This window comes from Roseinatronobacter sp. S2 (assembly GCF_029581395.1).
In the GTDB taxonomy this organism is placed as follows: Bacteria; Pseudomonadota; Alphaproteobacteria; order Rhodobacterales; family Rhodobacteraceae; genus Roseinatronobacter.
The window spans coordinates 1104989-1123491 of record NZ_CP121113.1; the positions used below are offsets into that span (position 1 = coordinate 1104989).

The 18503-nt window shown below is 60.0% G+C and carries 13 protein-coding genes and 1 pseudogene; 8 read left to right on the forward strand and 6 right to left on the reverse strand.

All coding sequences use genetic code 11. From position 1 onward, the window contains the following. Positions 1-182: 182 nt before the first annotated feature. The 5 genes from P8S53_RS05135 to P8S53_RS05155 form a co-directional block, all read right to left on the reverse strand. Positions 183-1391 (reverse strand): MFS transporter, encoded by a 1209-nt coding sequence (locus P8S53_RS05135; protein ID WP_277806081.1) that lies wholly within the window; start codon positions 1389-1391, stop codon positions 183-185. A 3-nt stretch (positions 1392-1394) separates the two neighbouring features. Then, positions 1395-3503, reverse strand: a complete 2109-nt coding sequence (locus P8S53_RS05140) for a TonB-dependent receptor (protein WP_277806082.1) — start codon at positions 3501-3503, stop codon at positions 1395-1397. Positions 3504-3618: 115 nt separating this feature from the next. Continuing rightward, entirely contained in the window at positions 3619-4638 is a 1020-nt protein-coding gene (locus P8S53_RS05145) for an AraC family transcriptional regulator (RefSeq protein WP_277806083.1), read from the reverse strand. A gap of 60 nt (positions 4639-4698) precedes the next feature. Beyond that, positions 4699-8109 (reverse strand): ABC transporter ATP-binding protein, encoded by a 3411-nt coding sequence (locus P8S53_RS05150; RefSeq protein WP_277806084.1) that lies wholly within the window; start codon positions 8107-8109, stop codon positions 4699-4701. Positions 8110-8880: 771 nt separating this feature from the next. Further along, positions 8881-9393 (reverse strand): CIA30 family protein, encoded by a 513-nt coding sequence (locus tag P8S53_RS05155; RefSeq protein WP_277806683.1) that lies wholly within the window; start codon positions 9391-9393, stop codon positions 8881-8883. A 472-nt stretch (positions 9394-9865) separates the two neighbouring features. On the opposite strand from P8S53_RS05155, the gene P8S53_RS05160 reads away from it, so the two are divergent. From P8S53_RS05160 to P8S53_RS05190, 7 genes are all read left to right on the forward strand, one after another. Continuing rightward, the gene (locus tag P8S53_RS05160; protein ID WP_277806085.1) at positions 9866-10978 is read left to right on the forward strand and encodes an ROK family transcriptional regulator; all 1113 of its coding nucleotides are present in this window, start codon (positions 9866-9868) and stop codon (positions 10976-10978) included. 173 nt (positions 10979-11151) lie between these two features. Then, entirely contained in the window at positions 11152-12120 is a 969-nt protein-coding gene (locus P8S53_RS05165; protein WP_277806086.1) for a tripartite tricarboxylate transporter substrate binding protein, read from the forward strand. Positions 12121-12206: 86 nt separating this feature from the next. Beyond that, positions 12207-12893 (forward strand): tripartite tricarboxylate transporter TctB family protein, encoded by a 687-nt coding sequence (locus tag P8S53_RS05170; protein ID WP_277806087.1) that lies wholly within the window; start codon positions 12207-12209, stop codon positions 12891-12893. Positions 12894-12905: 12 nt separating this feature from the next. Beyond that, a complete protein-coding gene (locus P8S53_RS05175) occupies positions 12906-14405 on the forward strand; it encodes a tripartite tricarboxylate transporter permease (RefSeq protein WP_277806088.1) in 1500 nt (499 codons plus the stop codon). Positions 14406-14512: 107 nt separating this feature from the next. Continuing rightward, positions 14513-15460: a hypothetical protein gene (locus P8S53_RS05180; protein ID WP_277806089.1), complete on the forward strand. Its 948-nt coding sequence runs from the start codon at positions 14513-14515 to the stop codon at positions 15458-15460. After that, entirely contained in the window at positions 15460-16158 is a 699-nt protein-coding gene (locus tag P8S53_RS05185; protein WP_277806684.1) for a DUF1868 domain-containing protein, read from the forward strand. Before P8S53_RS05180 ends, P8S53_RS05185 begins: the two co-directional genes overlap by 1 nt. Before the next feature lie 513 nt (positions 16159-16671). Continuing rightward, positions 16672-17055 carry a VOC family protein gene (locus P8S53_RS05190; protein WP_277805027.1) on the forward strand — a complete coding sequence of 128 codons (384 nt, stop codon included), beginning with the start codon at positions 16672-16674 and terminating at the stop codon, positions 17053-17055. Between the two features lie 334 nt (positions 17056-17389). Here the strand turns inward: P8S53_RS05190 and P8S53_RS05195 are convergent, their stop codons facing one another. Continuing rightward, positions 17390-18100, reverse strand: a complete 711-nt coding sequence (locus tag P8S53_RS05195) for an SIS domain-containing protein (RefSeq protein WP_277806090.1) — start codon at positions 18098-18100, stop codon at positions 17390-17392. A 32-nt stretch (positions 18101-18132) separates the two neighbouring features. Here P8S53_RS05195 and P8S53_RS05200 point away from each other — a divergent pair. Further along, a pseudogene (locus tag P8S53_RS05200) lies at positions 18133-18441 on the forward strand (transposase); the annotation flags it as partial. Positions 18442-18503: the final 62 nt, after the last annotated feature.

Here is an 18503-nt window from a genome sequence, read left to right on the forward strand (position 1 = left end):
TTTACCTACCAATCCGAGCGGAACACCGCGCCAAATCATCCTGATCACCATCTAATAGGGTCCCGGATTACCTGCCGTGAGGGATAGGTGTTCCCGGTAACGTCTTGGGCTGTCTCGGTCTGAGACGCTGATCAATTGTTTCGGTGTTAATCTTTTCCCGCATCCTGAGTGGAATTCAGGGTTCATCTGGATCTGCGCGGGAAAGGTGCCGCAAGCCTTGATGCCTGAAGTCCGGTCAGGACGGGAATTCCGACGACGACTGCCGCCAGGATTGACAGGATCGCAAAGAGGCAAAACATGCCCGGGTATCCCAGACTCGTTGCCACTATAGCTGCTGTCATCCCGGCACAAAAACGGATGGCCGCATCGAGTGAAGTAAGAACACCGTAATGGGTCACTGGCACTACATCCCGGCTGGCAGCCATATAGCATTGCCAGGTGGCGACTGTCAGCGCACCGGCCAGAACGAAGTCTGCCACGCCGAAAATACCGTCGGCGGAAGGCCCGAAGGCCAGCAACATGTAGACACCTGCCTTGGCCAGAAGAAGCATGCCAAGCACCATGGGCCAGCCCCAGCGTGCCATCGCAAACCCCGTAAGAAGGCCCGCAGGTACAGCCAGCAGGGTTGCGACGGTGCCCAGCAGTATCAGCACCTTTTCCGTCGGAAGGCCTGCGTCAATCAACCTGGCCGGAATTGACATATCCGCACCTGATGATCCCGCCAGCAGCAGGATAATAATCAATACACGCCCGCGCCCGGGTGCCTTCAGAACCTGAGAAAAGCTCTGAAGGGTCGTCGTCTCGGCGGCGGTGCCCGTGTCCCCCTCCAGCCAGTGGGCTGGTAGGGCTGCAAACGCAATGAGTACTGACAGCAGGGGCACGGCCACCGTCCAGCTGACATGGACAGCAAGCACTGGCATCAGCCCGCCACCCGCAACTCCTCCGACCACCATGCCCGCGACTGCCCAGCCGTTCAGACGTGCGCGCGCTGCCTCGGTCCGGGTCGATATCTGCCATCCCGCCATCACCATTTGTATCGTGACGCCAATCGCGGCCGAAAGCAGCGATAAGGCCAGCAGGGGGACGATGGCCATGCCCTCGACCAGCCAGACCACAGGCAGGAAACACAGGGCCAGGGTTGTGCAGAGGCCCATCAACCAACGGGTCCGGCTTTGCTGGTTCCGAAACGCTCTCTGGCCGACCCACGGTGCCCAAAGCCATTTCAGCGCCGAGGGTAACCAGACGATCCATGTCAGCCCGATTTCCATTAATGATGCCCCACCATCGCGCATGAATGTCGGCAGCGCGATCGTGAAGAAGGCCGCAGGCATGCCGATAGCGGCGGCGATATACGCGACCGCGAAAGACTGACGTATGGCAGCGCGACGCATGGATCAGAACTGCATCGCAAGGCCGAGGCCCACCACTCGTCCCGGACCGACCGAGACTGAATGCGCCGTGGGTGTATATGTCGATCCGAAATGCACGGGGCGTTCGTTGAACAGATTGTCAGCGAAGACATAGAGCTTGCGATCCGGCGCCATATCCCAGGTGATCCGCGCATTGACAATGTTGTAGGCTGGTATGTTCCACGTATTGCCGACATCGGCCGGGCGGCTGCCAACATGCGACCAGTCAGCCGCGAAATGCACATCGCCCCGTTCCGTGGCAATGGTGTAATCCAGTCCAAGGTTCGCGGTAACCGATGCGGCCAGCGGTATTTTCCTGCCACTTCCGGCAGGGGCGTTCACCAACCTGCTGCTGAGCAGTCCAAGGCCACCGCGCAGGATAAGCGCGTCAGTCGCGACATACTCCGCTTCGAGTTCCGCGCCCCAGCTTTGGTAATCCTGATTGGTGAAAAAGTAGCGGAAGCCTGCGGGCACTGCTTCATATGTGAAAAGCTGACCATCTTTGACTGTGTTCCGGAACAGGCTGCCACTGGCCCGCAGCAATCCGTCGGCACTTTGATATTTCAGCCCCGCCTCAACGCTGCGTGATTTCGCCGGGCGGAAAGGCTCTGTCGCAACACCGATTGCTGATGCGATAGCCAGCCGTTCATAACCGCCAGCGGCATAGCCGGTCGATACCCCAACATAGCCCATCAGCTGGTCCGAGAAATCCCAGGCCAGCGACAGGCGACCTGTCAGTTGGCTGTCCTTAATCCCGGCCTTTTGATCGAATGAAGCCACAGTACCGGGATAGCCGTTGGTAAGATAGGCAGAGGTCAGATTCTGCGTTTCACGGGTATAGCGCAGCCCGCCCGTAAGACGCAGCCTGTCATTCAGCGGCAAACTGGCATCCGCAAAGGCCGATATCGCCTTGGATACGATCTGCACACGGGTGGTGCCGTTTGAGTACAGATTAAGTGCATTCTCAGCGACGCGAAGGCCATCATATTCCGTGCGCAGCCAGTTCAGCCCTGCAACCCAAGAGGTGCTCGCCCCTTCCAGTGAAGAAAAGCGCAGCTCGTGGCTCCGCACTTTCTGATTCTCCCAGGTGCGGGTGTAGTCGGTGGTTGGATCGGTGAAGAAGGCAGGCGGCAAACCAGTGAACGCCGAGAAAAGCAAGCTGTCCGATCCATCTATATCCCCATGCAATTTCATGTGCTGCACACCGGAGATTGCGGTGAACCGAAAGCCTTCGAATTCACGCTCGACCTTCAGCACCGCCTGCCGGTTGTTGCGCGTGTTCAGGGGGATAGTATCGGCGCCGCTCTGCGGGAAAGGGTCTGCCTCGTAAAGCATTGTATAGGAATTGTGCCGGGTCTGGTCATCAGCCTGCGCCAGCAGCGAAACCTCCCAGCCGTTCTGGGTAAAGCCTTTAAGTGCGATGCGTCCACCGCTCAGACGGCGACCGCCTTCGGTGCCGCCCGCGATTGTATTGGGCACATCGCCACCGAAGTCGCGGAACTGCAAAGCAACCCGCCCTGCCAATTGGTCAGGCAAAATCCAGCCGCCATAGGCGAGTTCAGCCAGCCGGTGACCGTCGGTTCCAATTTCAGCGCGGAGGCTGCCACCTTCCTCGCCATCCGCTTCGCGTGGGACGAAATCTATTCCGCCCGCCAGCGCATTGCGGCCAAACATCGTGCCCTGGGGGCCGCGCGCCACTTCGATCCGCGCCATGTCAAACATAGCTGGAGGAAAGCCAAAGTTGGTGGTTGGCACCCCGGCGAAAGAATACGCGATGGTGCTGTCATCAGCCGAAAGCGGATAGCCAAGTGGCCCAACGCCCCGGATCACGCCGAATTCGCTGCCCGGTTGGCCGAAGCCGGAATAGACGAATCCCGGCGTGCGGCGCGCAAGCTCGGCCGCAGGCTCCAGCGCCGCAGGCGACAATGTGTCGGCGTCCACGACGGTTAGCGATTGCGGCAGGTTCATCGCATCCTCGACACGTTTGTTTGCGGTGAAAAAGATGGTGCCAAGCAGTGTCGGCGCTGCCTCTTCGGCTAGTGCCGGGACAGCGATCAGCGCAACCGAAGACATAAGTATTGCAAAACGGTTCATTCGTTCCATTCCGAGAATCAAGGGGTGGTCGCGCAGTCACGCGACTCCAACGCCTGCATTCTGGCGGGAATAGGATCGCGCTGCTTTCGCGCCCAAGAGTTTGAGCTTTGTCAGTTCAAAGCGATCGGGTGGCGCGGACGGCCTCAAGGCTGGGCGGATGGCCAAACCGACGCCGATAGGCCGTGGAGAAAGCAGCAGGATTGGTGAACCCGACGCTGAAGCAGACTTCGGTCACAGAAGTATTCCCGCTGCGCAAAAGGCTGCGGGCCTCATCCAGCCGAAGATTGCGGAACCAGGCAAAGATCGGGGCGCCATACAGGGCCTGAAACTGTCGCCCCAATGTTGTCGCATTGACCCCGGCCAACCGCGCCAGTTGTGCCAATGATGGCGTCTGGTCCAACGTGGCCCGCAGGTAATCCGCGACAAGCACCACGCGCCGCCATTCACGTTCCGAAAGCCCGGCCCGTGCGGGTTCGCTGTCGGCCCGGTGCAGCAGTTGGCATAGTTCTGCAAGGAAACTCATCAGCAACCCTTCCAGGAAAAGGGCCTTCACGGGGCCGTTCATATCGCTGTTCAAGGCAGCATCGGCCAGCGCGGTCAGGCGCGGCGACGCGGGCAATATTTCGACCAACGCCGGATGCTGCAACCTGTGGCGGAACGGTTCCAGCGCGGATTTCAGCGTTTCGGGCGCGTCACTTTCAAAGAACGATGCTTCGATCCGCAGGCCGATCCCCGCACAATGCTGGCCCGCGCGATGTTCCGCCACGCATTCCACGCTCTCGCTGAAACCAAGAATCAAGGGCTCGCCCACACGCACTGTCACCCGCGTATCGGCACCGATGCGGGTAACCGATTGTTGGCCCGCAAGCAGGAATCCACAGAACAGGGCAGGAGGCTCTCTGACCGTCAGTTCGTTATCTTGAAGGTATTCAATGTCATAACCGCCGAAATAAAGACCTGCCCAAGGCTTGTGCGCGAACACACGTCCCTGCGACAACGGTGTGTCGAGGGTGAAGCGCTTCAAGGTGCGCCCTTCGACTTGCTGGCCAAAGTTCTCACCGATGTCGCGAAGATCGCCGCCATCAAACAGACGCTCTCCCGGCAAACGGGTAGGAAAGTGTTGAAGCTGGGTCATTCCTTGGTTCCATGACATCAGTGGAAATAATTACCCAACAAAAATACTCAAGATTTGTAATCAATCAAGCACTAAGCGCTCCAGACTTACTGTGGTATCGACATTTCGCAGGGTTTCAGGGCGGTGGGCGATGACAATGACGGTGCGACCACGGCAAACTGCGGCAATCGCGGTGCGGATATCGTGCTCATTCTCGGGATCGACCGATGCGGTCGCTTCGTCCAGCAAGATGATAGGTGCATCCTTCAGGATGGTTCGGGCAAGTGCGATCCTTTGTCGCTCACCGCCGGACAAATGCACCCCCGCACCGCCAAGAAGGGTCTGGTAGCCTTCAGGCAGCGCCATGATGAGATCGTGGCAACATGCAGCTTTGGCGGCGGCGACCAGTTCCGCGTCGCTGGCCCCGCTGCGCGCGAGGCGCAGATTGGCCGCTATGGTGTCATCGAAAAGGAAGGTATCCTGAAACATCACCGCGAAAAGCCGTTCACGCATATCCGGGGCGATGTCGCGCAAATCCACGCCACCAATGGTGATGCGCCCGGTATCAGGGTCAAGAAATCGCGCAATCAGCGAGAGCGTGGTGGATTTCCCCGTACCGGAAGGACCGGTCAAGGCGTGAATCTTACCCGCTTCGAACGTGGCGCTCAGGTTTTGCAGGATCACGCGCCCATCACGCGTAAGACCAACATTTTCCAGTTGAATATCCAGTGAAGCAGGGCATTCAGGCTGATCGCTTTCAGGAAGGGCAGGAAGGGACAGGACAGCATCCACCCGTTCCATGCTGCGCTTCATCAGCCGCATATGCGCAGAAAGTTCGAACAGATCACCAAGCGGGGCATGGGACACCAAACCGGCAACCATCGCAAGAAGCCAGATTTCGGGGGTAATCATGTCCCCAGCCATCATTGCGCCACCGCCTGCCAGCATCAATACCATGCCAAAATCAACCGCCAGCCAGCCGGCTACCATCGGCGGAACCACCTTATGCAGTGTCGCCAGACCGGCATCATGGTGTGTTTCAAGTTCGACGGCCAGCTTCTCACGCCAGCCGACCATAAGCCCGAGGCTGCGCAGGGTTGGTAAACCCTCCAGCCATTCGGTCATCCGGGTGGACAAGCGGGCATTGGCATCCATCATCCGCGCCCATATCTGCAGATTGACCCGTTCTGCCCACCAAAGCGTGCCGAGCACTGGCGGCACACCGGCAACAGCAAGAGCGGCCATCCGCCAATCCAGCCCGAAAATGACCAGTAACGCCAGTAACGGCCCGGCCAGCACCTTCATGAACTGGACAGGGGGGATCACGAAATTGATGCTGGCCGCATGGCGGGTGATTACTTCTTCCATCATGTTTGATGCGTGCGATTGAAAAACACTCAGCGGTATGCGCCGTAAATGGGCGGAAAGGCGCAATTGCAGATCGGCGACGGCCTGTGTCTGCACCTGCCACAGCAGCCGCAGCGCCCGCTGGTTCACGAGGATTTGCCCCAATGCGCAAGCCAGCAATGCGGCGCTCATTAGCAAAGCAACGGACTGGGTCAGGTTTCCTGACAACACGACATGCAGGAAAGCACAAACCACCAGCACCGGCGCCCCCATCAGTAGACCCTCAAGGAATAAAAGGGGCAGTGCGCGCTTCAAAAGAGGCCGCCCCTGCGGTCCTGCAAGTTGCAGCCAAAGATTGCGGGGCCTGTCAAGGCAGGCGATAGTGGTGGTCGGCACCGGGGGTGCGTCTGGTACCGGGCGCAATGCGCCAGGCGGCAGGTGCCAGCCGGCGACCGCCTCGTAGCTGGCCCAAAGGCGGGCATAAAGCGGGCAGCGCGCGATCAATTCCTCATGATGGCCGCTGTCAATCAACCGGCCCGCATCGATCACCGCGATCTGGTCGGCATGTTGGATCGTGTGAAGCCGGTGCGCCACAACAACCACGGTGCGGCCTTGTTTCAGTGTGTCGAGTGCGGCCAGAACCTCGGCCTCGTTGACTTGATCCAGCGCGGCGGTTGCCTCATCCAGCAGCACCACAGGCGCATCGCTCAGAATGGCGCGGGCAATCGCGACGCGCTGCCGCTCGCCGCCGGAAAGATTACGCCCTCCTTCGCCGACCGGGCTATCAAGGCCGCGGGGCAACCCCTGCGCAAATGCCGTGACACGTGCGCGGCGCGCGGCCTCTTCCACCTCTGGATCAGTGGCAGCAGGGCGACCGGCGCGAATATTCTCCCGAATGCTTGAATCCATAAGCCAGGCCCGCTGCAGGACAGCCGCGAACCGGGTTGCCAGCATTTCGGGCGGGATTTGCCGCAGGTCTGTGCCACCCAGGGTAACCGTGCCGTTGTCCGGATCCATGGCCCGCATCATCAGCCGCAGAAGTGTCGTCTTGCCCGCCCCAGAAGGTCCAACAATTGCAAGAGTCTGCCCTTCCGGGATAGCGAGGGTGACATGGTGCAGGATGATTTTATCATCTTGCGAAAGACACACATCCTGCAGCGCCAGCCCGTTTCCATCCGGTATGTCGACGGGGGAAAGCAACGGCAGCGGCGGGATGCGCCGGAGTTCGGCCATCCGCGCCGTTGCGGCCTTCATCCGCCAGGTGAAATTTCCAGCCGTGAAAATCAGGCGCAGAACCGAAGCGTTCAGTCCCAGCCCAAGCAGCAGAAACAGGATCAGATCATGGGCCGTGACCGCACCGCTCAGGAAAAGCGCAGCACCTATGGGAAGCAGTACCAGCACATTGCCGCGCATCCCTGTGTAAAGAAGGCTCATCTGGCCCAAGGATGCGGTTCCGGCGCGGTATCCGGTGTCACGCACCGAAGCTACCGCATCCGCGAGGGCTGTAAAACTGCGGGCGTCACCGATGAATGCCCGTATCACGGCCATGCCACTGATCAACTGACGGGTGGCTTCGCGTAGCTTCGACAATGCGCCATACCAGTGGCCATAATCGTCGCGCGTCGCGCGAATTGTCATCGGATACAGCCAAAGAAGCGCCGGGAACAGTGCGACCGCCGCCAGCGCAAGCCTCCAGTCAACCAGCGCGAGTGCGGCGAAGGTCAGACAAGGCAGGGCAAGGCCCTGTGCCAGATCAGGAACAGCGTGCGCGATGGAATCTTCAATCTGGTCGATATCTTCGATCACAAGCTGGCGCAGATCAGCAGTCCCCCGGCTTTCGAACACTGCCAGTGGAAGGGTTCCGATGCGGTCCACCATCTCACCACGCAGGCGCAGCAGCACTGCGAAGGCCGCCTTGTGGGAAATCGCCGTAGAGGCCGACAGTAAAAGCGATTTCGTGACCAGCGCGGCAGTGGCCATCAAGCTGACTTGCCAGACCTGCGCGGCAGATGCCGGTGCGGCAAGTGCCTCGCCTGCAAGCCACCAGATCGCAAGAAATGGACCGAGTCCCGCTGCCGCGCCCAACACCGCCAGTATACTTGAAAAGACAAGCCAGAGGCGCGCACTACTGATCAGATCCACCATGTCTGGGGCCCTTTTCGCCGTTGTGATTCTGAAATCCGCCATGCCAGTGCCTGCCAAACTCGGCTTTCGCGCGCCGGTATCCGTGTTTCGGCAGATCAAATGCCTGAATACCGCGCCAGGACGGCAGACATTGGGTTTGGGCGCCATCTGCGATACGACGAGCAAGCGGAACGGCAGGATGTCCCTACGGGGAGCACCTGATCTGGCGGGGCCAGTGCGCGACAGTGTCGCGGATATCTTCTGTGCGCTGAGAGTTTTGTAGGATGCGTGGTTGCGGGGCTTCTAACCAGGGCTTGAGCGCGGCGATGATCGGGGCCGAATTTTCGCTCCGGGCGGCGCGGCGCACAGCCGCGTCTTTGCCGCGCACGGTCGGCGGGCCAGTCATTCCGGCAGGTATGCTGCCCCACCAACTTCTATAATCTGTTCCTCACTGAGTGATCGGTGCCAGTGCGAATAGAGTACCTGCTGCTCGCGCGGTAACCGTATGTCCTTTCGTAAAATCCGATGGATTTCACGAAACGCCTTGTGCTCGCAACCACCCCAGAAGAACACTTTTTCAAGGTTAATTGGCCATTCCACTGGTCGGATTGCAGGGGCGGGGCAGGGCAGTCCAGAAGCGCGGTCGTCCCACCGATCAGGGTGCTCGTTTGAAATCAATCTCCGCCCTGTGCGAGGATAAGGATGATCTAAAAACTTCGGGGGAAGCCATGTTGATACAAGGTAGTCCATTGACAACTCGATAGCCCATCGATGACAGGATCGTCCGCATCCTCAGGCGAAGAACCGTATTCCACCGATGGCAATGTCAGCAGCAAAACTCCGGCCGATGGCCACGATGCCGATCCGGCGCAGACGCGACAGATCGAGCGGCGCATCGATCCTGTGTGCGGTGAAATCGGTGAAGGGCAGGCGGATGGTGCGCCACTCTGGCACAGTGCAGAAACTGGTGCGGTAGGATTGCCATGGCCGCACTATATCGGCTGTGCGCAAATGCAGGTTATACGCCTCACTATTGCCGGTGACGTCCAGTTCCAACCCTGACCACTGGCTGGCGTCGATCGCGCCGCCGTGCGGGCCAAGGTCGAGGGCGATCTGGACAAACCCACCATTATTCTCAAGGCTCACGTTGCCTTGCATCCGCAGGGCAGGGCGGCCGCGCACCTCCTCGCGAGTCATCGTGCCTTGCGACATACCGCCCATCACGCGGTCGGAAATCACCTCCCATACGGCCCCGTTTGCGGCGCTAGGGTGGGGGGCGGTTAGATCATCGATAAGGGCATTCATGATTGTCACGGCGGGGGTGTCCTTCTCGGATGCGATTGTCCCGTTTGGTCTTAGGGGGCAGGTTTGTAGTTGGCTGAGGGTCATCCCTATAGGGTTTATCAACAGCTCAAATCCAGCGTTTATCCTGATCTCAGGCAGGGTGTTCCTTGGTTGGCGGGGCGTTTTATGACGTTCCTTGCAGCGTCGAGTGCCCGTGTTCGTAACGAAATACCAGGGGAGTCACCTGCGTTTCTTAAGAGTCTTGATGCTCGAATACCATCGGCATCGCATGCGCGCGGATCACTGGTGAGCGGCGATTTGCCATTTTGCCTTTTATCATTATCATCAACCTTACTTTAGTTGATGGTCTCCGCCAAACTCGGTGTGGTTTCGTGGCGTCCTGACCTTGGCGGGCTGCGCCGGTTCTTGTAACGACAATCGGGCGGGCCCTCCTACATTGTTGGGGAACCGCTACGTGACAATCGGAGCCTGTATGCAGTTTCTTCCCAATTCGACCCAGCGTATGATTCTGGAATGTATCCGCGATGGCGGCGCAGTGGCTCGCAGTGAAATCGCAGGATTGACCGGGATCAACCCCGGCGCGCTCAGCCGGTTGATGCGTGACCTGATCAACGCTGGTCTGGTACATGAGGGCAAGCGCATTCGAGCCGGGCGCGGCCAGCCGCCCCTACCGTTGTCCCTGAACCCTAACGCGGCGTGGTCCGTGGGGCTGTCATTTTCACTGCACGAGATAGAGGTGGTGGGTATCGATTTTGCGGGCACCTGCATCGCTGAACGGGTCGTTCCCCTTCCCGATGGCGATGCCGAGGTGATTTTGGCTGAATGCTCGCGGCTGATTGATGAGCTGGTAGCATCAGCGCCACAGGGAACGCGACGCCCCCTGGGTCTTGGGGTGGCGCTTCCTGGATATTTCCACCGCGCGAGCCCGCCGCAGGTGGAAACCTTTGCCGCCCTGTCAGCGCTGTCGGGGCTGGATTTGTCGGGACTGTCGGACCATTTCGGACTGCCCACTTGGATCGAGAATAACAGTACTGCTGCAGCTTTAGCAGAATTCTATCGTAGGCCGGACCGGCAGGCAGGAACGCTGGGCCTGATCAATGTCGGATATGGCTTTAGCGCAGGGTTCATCGTGGGGGGGCGGCTGTACCGGGGCCGGGTGGGGAATGCTGGGGAGATCGGTCGGATGTACCCGCGCGGTACGCCCCGCCCCTCGGTTTTGGATCTCTGCAATACGCTGGCGGCGGCAGGGCATCCGGTTACATCCACCCGCGCGCTGGCCGATCTGTGCGCAGACCCACCCATCGCGCTGCGTGATTGGTTGCGCCGTGCCGGGCGGCAGTTGGCTCATGCGATGAACATGATAGATCTGATCGTCGCACCAGACGAACTTGTGCTGGGTGGGCAGATCCCGGCGATTTTGGCGCAACTGTTGTTTGCCGAAGTGGCCACCGCGCAAATGGACCGCCGCGACCACCGCATTCGTGTGTCGGAACTGGGCCCGTTGGCTGCGGCCATGGGCGCAGCTTTTCTGCCGCTTTATCATGGCTTTGCACCCCGGTTTGGCACTGTGTCAGGGCCGGAGTAGCGCACGGCCCGTCGCCATTCAGATTGGTCGGTGTGGCATGGCCGTCTTTGGACGGGCAAAAAAACACTAAGTAGATATTAAATTGACTTTTGCAATTTATTTATGAGATTGTCATTTTTGTGTCAAACAGCGCCGTTAGTTCAAGGTCATTCACCCAGTCCAAGGAGACCAAGATGAAATATCTTTACACCCTCGCGCCGACCTTGATGCTTGCCGCCGCAAGTCTACCCGCACAGGCGCAGGAATGGCCCAATGAAGAGCTGGTCATGACCGTTGTCGTACCCTATGCGGCAGGCGGCGGCACGGATTCCGCTGTGCGCCCCCTGATCGAAGAACTGCGCAACCACTTGGCCGTGCGCATCCAGATCAGCAACATCGGCGGTGCGGGTAGTGCTGCGGGCACGAATGAACTGCTGAACATGCCCGCCGACGGATATACCGTGCTGGTATCGGGGACGCACACAATTGCGGCCACCATGCAGGGCCTGACCGATGGGTATCACGAACTGGATCAGATCGTCGCGTTGAACTGGGACCCGTTCATTGTGGCTGTGTTGGCCGACAGCGAGATCGAGACGATGGCAGATCTGATCGATGCCGCACAAGCCGCACCCGGCACGATTTGTCTGGGTAATGCGGGCATGGGCGGCGCGACAGGCGTTGCCTCGATCGCCATCGACCTTGCGTTTGATGGAATCTTTAATGTGACGCCCTTTGACGGCGGCCAGAACCTGCGCACGGATGTGCTGGGCGGGCGCTGCGATGCAGGGATCTTCTCGCAATCCGAAATTCTGACCAATGCCGACGACTTCCGCCCACTGGTCATCCTGACCGAAGAACGCAGTCAGCTTGATGACCTGGCCGATGTACCAAACCTGGTTGAGGCCGGATTTGACGCGCTCGAGGTTCCCGGCGGATCGTTCCGGTCAATCGCGGTGCGTCAAGGCACGCCCGATGTCGCGCGCGAGGCTATTGCCACAGCCTTTGCCGCCGCCTACGACTCTGCCACCTATCAGGCCTTCATGGCCGATCAGGGCATCATTTCTACCTTTTCTACGCTGGGTGATGCACAGGCATATTTCGATGATCTGGTGACCGGATACGAACCGATTGTGCGCGCTTCGGGCCTGTACGCGGAATGACTGTGGGCCGCTGATGGCTCCGCCTGAAACGACAAGGCGCAGTGCCGGTGGGCTTGCCCCCCGGCACCCGCTGCAGGGAGTATGCGATGCGTCATAATCTTGCCCTTTGGGTCCCGCTGGGCCTGATCGGCTTTGCGCTGGTCTGGCTAGGCTATGCTTGGTCCCTGCCGTCCGAAGGGATGATAGGTGACCGTTTCGGCTATGATCCAGGCAGCCGGTTCTTGCCGGTCGCCGCGGGGATTGTGCTTGCTGCGGCTTTGCTGGGCGACCTGCTGCGTCGCTGGCCATTGATGCCAGCGCCGGTTCAAACTGGTCCGGTGTTGGCGCATGTGGTCGCCCTGATTGTCTATCTGATCGCGTTTCGCCCGCTGGGCTTTGTGCTTAGTACGGCGTTCGTGCTGTTCGGGTTAATTGCGCTGAATCAGCGTCACATGGGCCAGCCTTTTCGGCTGTGGCCTTTTGTGTGTGCCATGGCGGCAGTCGCGGTGGGATCGGTTGCGATGTTCACTGCTGTACGCTGGGTGATCCGCAGCTGTTTTGCCCTGGCGCGGACCCATGACCTGCCCATACTGCGCGAACCGGCAGTGCAGGCAGGATTGGCAACCGTAGCTGTAGTGATGGCGATGGGAATGATGATTTGGGTCTGCCGACGCTGGCGGCATCTGCAATATGTGGCGGCGGTTCAGGTGGCCATCGGCACCACCTTCGCAATTTATCTTTTGTTCCGGCAACTGTTCCTGATCCAGTTGCCCCCAGGCATTCTGAACTGGTGAGGCACGCACGCGATGGATAATCTTCTGGCTGGCGTGGCGATGATTGCTACGTTTGAAACCCTGTTCTGGATCGCCCTTGGCAGTATCCTTGGCATTGTGCTGGGTGCGCTGCCGGGGCTGACGGCCACGATGGGCGTGGCGCTGATGCTGCCGGTCAGCTTTTACCTGCCAACGGCCACAGGCATGGCAATGCTGCTGTCGGTCTATACCGGCGCGGTGGCGGGCGCGTCGATCCCAGCAATTTTGTTGGGCATTCCGGGGAATCCCAACGCGCTGGCCACTGTGCGAGACGGCCATGCCATGACCCGCGCCGGACAGGCGGGGCTGGCGCTGGGGTCGGCGGCGGTCGCGTCGCTGGTGGGCGGGCTGTTAAGTTTGATCGTCCTTATCTTGTTCGCGCCCTATCTTGCTGCGGCGACGCTGGCCTTTGGCCCGACCGAGAAATTTGCCATTGCGGCGCTTGGTCTGCTGATCATCGCTGCCATGTCCGAAGGCAACCTGCTGCGCGGCATCGCAATGGGCGCGCTGGGGGTGTGCCTGTCGCTGCTGGGCTCGGACCCGTTCACCAATGCGGCGCGTCTGCCCTTTGCCGACACATTGGCCCGCACGCCGTTTCACAACGGGATCGAACTTATCCCTGCACTTATCGGCCTGTTCGGTATTTCGCAGGCGTTGCTGGATCTGGACCGTTTACGCAATACGTCCAGTGCAGGGCCTATCCCGCGGATCGGCAATGTCTTTCCGTCATGGTCACGGCTGCGCCGCATGTGGCGGGTATTTCTGGAATCCACCGGCATCGGCACATTGATCGGGGCGATACCGGGGGCGGGCGCCAGTGTAGCGGTGTTTCTGGCGCATGAACGGGCGCGCAAGACCACCGGCCCCGTTGATGGCGAACCTGCAGTGGGTGAGGGGCGGGTTGAGGGTGTCATCGCGCCCGAGGCCGCGAACAATGCCGTCACTGGCGGCGCATTGATCCCGGTTCTGTCGCTGGGTATTCCGGGCGACGCGGTGACGGCTGTACTGTTGGGCGCGCTGATGATCCAGGGGGTGGTGCCCGGTGCGGCGTTGTTTGCCAATGATATGCCGCTGGTCTATGCGATTTTTCTTGGCATGGGTGCGGCGCTGATGGCGATGTTTGTATTTCAGTTACTGGGCGTGAGGCTGTTTCCGCTGCTGCTGCGGGTCCCGTTGTCGTTCCTGATCCCCTGTGTTTTGGTTCTCTCATGTGTTGGCACTTTTGCGGTGGACGGGCAGGCCCCGATCAAGGCGGGGTACAACATGGCAGTAGCGTTGGTGCTTGGGGTCGTGGGCTACGCGTTGCGTCGCGCGGACTACCCTATTGCGCCGCTGGTTCTGGGGCTGATTCTAGGTCCGATGCTGGAAGACAACTATCGGCTGGCGGTGAAGCTTGCGCAGGGCGATCATCTGGTCTTTCTGTACAGCCCGATCGTTCTGGGCATGGTTGGGGTGATAGTATTGGCCGCGCTGGCCTCAACGGTGCGGCGATGACGCAGTGGTACCCTTTGCGCAAAACGCCGCGCCCGCAATCGTCCGAATCGCGGGGGGCAGAACCACAGCTATCACTCGCTCAAATTCCAGTCCCCGCGTTAACACCTGTGTCGCGTGATTGCCGTGCGCGTCTGGCCGAAACGGCCGCCCCCACCGCACGGCTGCGCTGCGTGGCCGAGGACCGCGTGCCCGCGCTACGCCAGATCGGGCTGCACCCGTTTCCCGACACTTCCGCGCCGCACGATACGCCCCAGCAGCCTCTTCGTGTGGGGGCGTGGAACGCGCAGCAATGCCATTTCGCGCGCGACAGCGCAGCGCTACTGCGCACAGCGGCGCTTGACATAGCCTTACTGACGGAACTGGACATTGGCATGGGCCGTACGGGGCAGCGCGATACGGTGGCCGAGCTGGCGGCGGCGCAGGGTCATGGTGCGCTTTATACGCCCGAATTTCTGGAACTTCCGAACGCCGCCGAAAACGATCACGGTTGGCACTGTAACGCGATTACTGCGCGTTTTGCGCCGCGCGCGGTTGCACTGATCCGCTTGCCGGATCGGGCGGACTGGTTCATTGCACCGCGGCGCGGGCAGCGGCGACTGGGCGGGCGTGTCGCGTTGGCTGCGCGGTTTGGGCGAGGGGCAGGCGCGCTGGTCGTGTGCGCGGTTCATCTGGAAAGTGATACCGACGGCGCGGGGCGTGCTGCGCAACTGGCCTACCTGCTGGAGCATCTGGACCGCTTCGCGGCGGGCGATCCGGTGCTGATTGGGGGGGATCTGAACGCGGGCGCCGGCAACGCGGCGCGCGACACCCTGACCGACCCGCTGTTTGCAACAGCACAGCGCGCGGGTTACCACTGGAACGGATTGAACGCGTTGGGACCGACCAGCCGCATCAGTCGCGTAACCAACGCCCGGCAACAGAACACCGCGCGGTATGACTGGTTTCTGGGGCGCGGGTTGTACGGCACCGAAGCAACTACACTGGCTGCCACAGACGCGGACGGACAGGCGATTTCAGATCATGATCTGATTGCAGTGATGGTTCAGCCCGAATGATGCGCCTCGTCGATCCTGTCAGCGCCGCCAAGTTTCGCCCAGACGGGATGCCCCGCCCCTATCCCGGCATTACCATCAGCGCGCCACTGCGCCGCGATCCTACGATCATTGCTGCGCTGAACCGGTTGTGCGCGATGCTGCGAGGTCTCCCCTGTGCGGCCGCCTTCAGCTTTCTGCCGCCATCGTGCTGGCACATGACAGTAATGCGAGGGGTAAATCTGCGGCGTCGTCATGATGCGTGGCCGCGCGGCTTGGCGCGCGGCGCGTCCCTGTCGTATTTGGCCCGGAGCATGCAGGATCGATTGCAACCCGTTGCGCTGCCGTCCGAATTGCGGCTGGTCGTGAGCGGGGTGGAGTTGACGGGGGCGGGGGATATCCGGCTGGTCTTGAACCCCGCAGGGAGCGGGCGTTCCACGCGTCTGTATCGGTTGCGCGAGCGGATGGCGCGTGCTTTGCATCACAGTGACCCCGGCCTGCGCGGTCCGCTGCATTTGACGCTGGCCTACCGCACGCGACCCATTCTGGCCGATACTGAGGCCCAGCTTGCTGCCGCGCTGCGCGCTAAAATGGCTGGGAGCAATGGAAAGATCATTGGGGCGGGTATCACGTTTGGTCGGCCCGCGCTGATCATCTATCGCCACATGTGGGATTTCTCGCACCATTGCGGAAGGTCCGGCGCGCGACCTTTGCCACGCTGAAGCATCTCGCCCGCATGCGGCAGGATGAGTAAACGGACGCAGTAAAACACGAACAGCAATCAAGTTAAGTGAAACCATCGGGGCTGCGTTGTCGACGCTGAGCTTTTGGATGTTTGCTGCAAGCATGGAATATTCGTGTGCTTCTGCACACCATCGACGTCCTGACAAGAGGAAGCTTAACCTTTGTCAACCGCCCCATTGGCGCCGTCATGTTTTCGGCAATCGTTGGCGTTACTGGTGTCCAACTTTTTCGGCCGGCGCTGCAGCATTGGGCATTGAGGAAGTCTCGCAACAATCGAGGTGCATAGCTGGCTTATGTTTGAGTGACGCCGTATCAGAACCTAGAAAAACTCAGACGCGTAACGTGCCCTTAGGCAATGACCGATGAAGTTGGAGTTGAAGCCGCGCTCCCTCTGTGATCAAGACATTCAGTATTGCTGCCCCATATTTTACGATGCTCTCCTGTCATGTATGAGAGAATCTCTTTGGGATAGCGTCATGAGGCGGAAGACTATGTTGACAGGATTTCATCACGTCGCGATCATTTGCAGCGACATCGCGCGCAGCCGGGCGTTTTACGTTGATCTTCTGGGTTTGCCGGTGCTGGCCGAGAGCTACCGTGCGGCGCGGCAAAGCTGGAAGGTCGATCTGGGCCTGCCCGGCGGCGGCCAGATTGAGCTGTTCTCTTTTCCCGGCGCGCCGGCGCGGCCTTCGCGACCCGAAGCGCAAGGCTTGCGGCATCTGGCCTTTTCGGTGGCTGATGTGTCTTCCGCAAAGCACTGGCTGGAGGAGCAGGGCATCGCCGTGGAGCCCGTCAGGCTGGATGAGACGACTGGCCGGAGGTTCACGTTCTTTGCCGATCCCGACGGACTGCCTCTGGAACTCTACGAGAGCTGAGTGTCCGGTTCAAAACCGAGTGAACGATTTTGCCCATTTGCAAAAAGCTGCGTCATGTGGCGGATACAGGTGATCAGGCCCCGGTGCTGTCGGGGATGCCCCCCCCCCCAGCCGCCGGGACCCTGCGCATCCTTGCTGCCGACCCCGAACATCTTGGTGCTGCACAGGACAACCATCCTGCGAGCCAGTGTCGCCTTAATACGCCATTTTCCACATATATCTGCGGGTTGTCAGGGGGTGTCCTTTGCGTCGGCCAATCGTTCGGCATACATGCGAAGCAAAGGTGTGAACACGAGTGGGGCGAGGTAATCCGCGATTCTTGCGTTGAACCTGTTCAACCCGAATTCCTGTGCATCAGGATTGTGGTGCGCTGGCTGAATTTACGCGCAAACGCAACCGCGCGTTCATCCATTGTCCGACTATTCCCCAAGCCCAGAAGGATCAGGAACGGTGTATCGAAATCTGTGATTTCAAACGGGCCATGGAAGTATTCGCCTGAATTGATTGCCGCAGAATGAATCCAGAGCATTTCCTGAAAAATGCAGATCGCATAGGAATAGGCAACCCCGTAGGACGTGCCTGACGCCATTGTATAGATCACAGGTTCACGTTTGTGGGCCGCGGCGAACGCAACGGCCTTTTCCCGATGCCCGGCGGTCACTTCTGCAACAATAACGCCAATCTCGGACAGCGCGCGATCAAATTCTATAGCTGTTGCATTCCCCTCTCGCGTCGCGAGAATTCCGAAGCTTAGGCGGAACACCACAGCCGCTGAATGCTGTGGTGACATGGTCATTGGATCATGATCGTAGTAGATGACGTGCTCTGACGCCACATCGAGGGGGCTGTCAGGCACATGCGTCAGTGCGATGGTCAATGCGCCCGCCGCGCGTGCGGTTTGGGCGGCCAGCACCGTTTCGGGTGTTGTCCCGGAATGTGAACACAGCACTACGACTGATGATTTCCCAAGTCTGCGCGGGGCGCGGGTCGTGAATTCTGCGGAATTCACTGCGAAACCGGCAATCGCCTTTGCTTCGCGGTCCATGAGATACTGGTTCGGCCGTGGGATCTGATGCCTCATCACGGGTGATGACGATGCTAGGTTTGACGCCGATCACCGCAATGGCAATCGAAGCCTTTGCTCCCACGCTGTCAGTATTCAAGCGCAGTCGGGATTTCGCAGCCTTGCTCGGATTGGTGCCTTGGCAACATTCAACCGGTGGCAAACAGATGCTGGGGCGAACCTCGGAGAAGGGGCAGCGTGATATCCGGCGCCTGCTTGCCATCGGTGCGATGTCGGTCATCCGCCGGGCAACAAGGAAAGGGACGTTCCCGGGAACCTGGCTTCATGCCATGTTCTTGCGCAAGCCACGCAAAGTAGTTGCCGGACAACAGGCCTGATACATGACCGCACCCGATCACACGTCAATGCTGTGCAAAAACCGGCT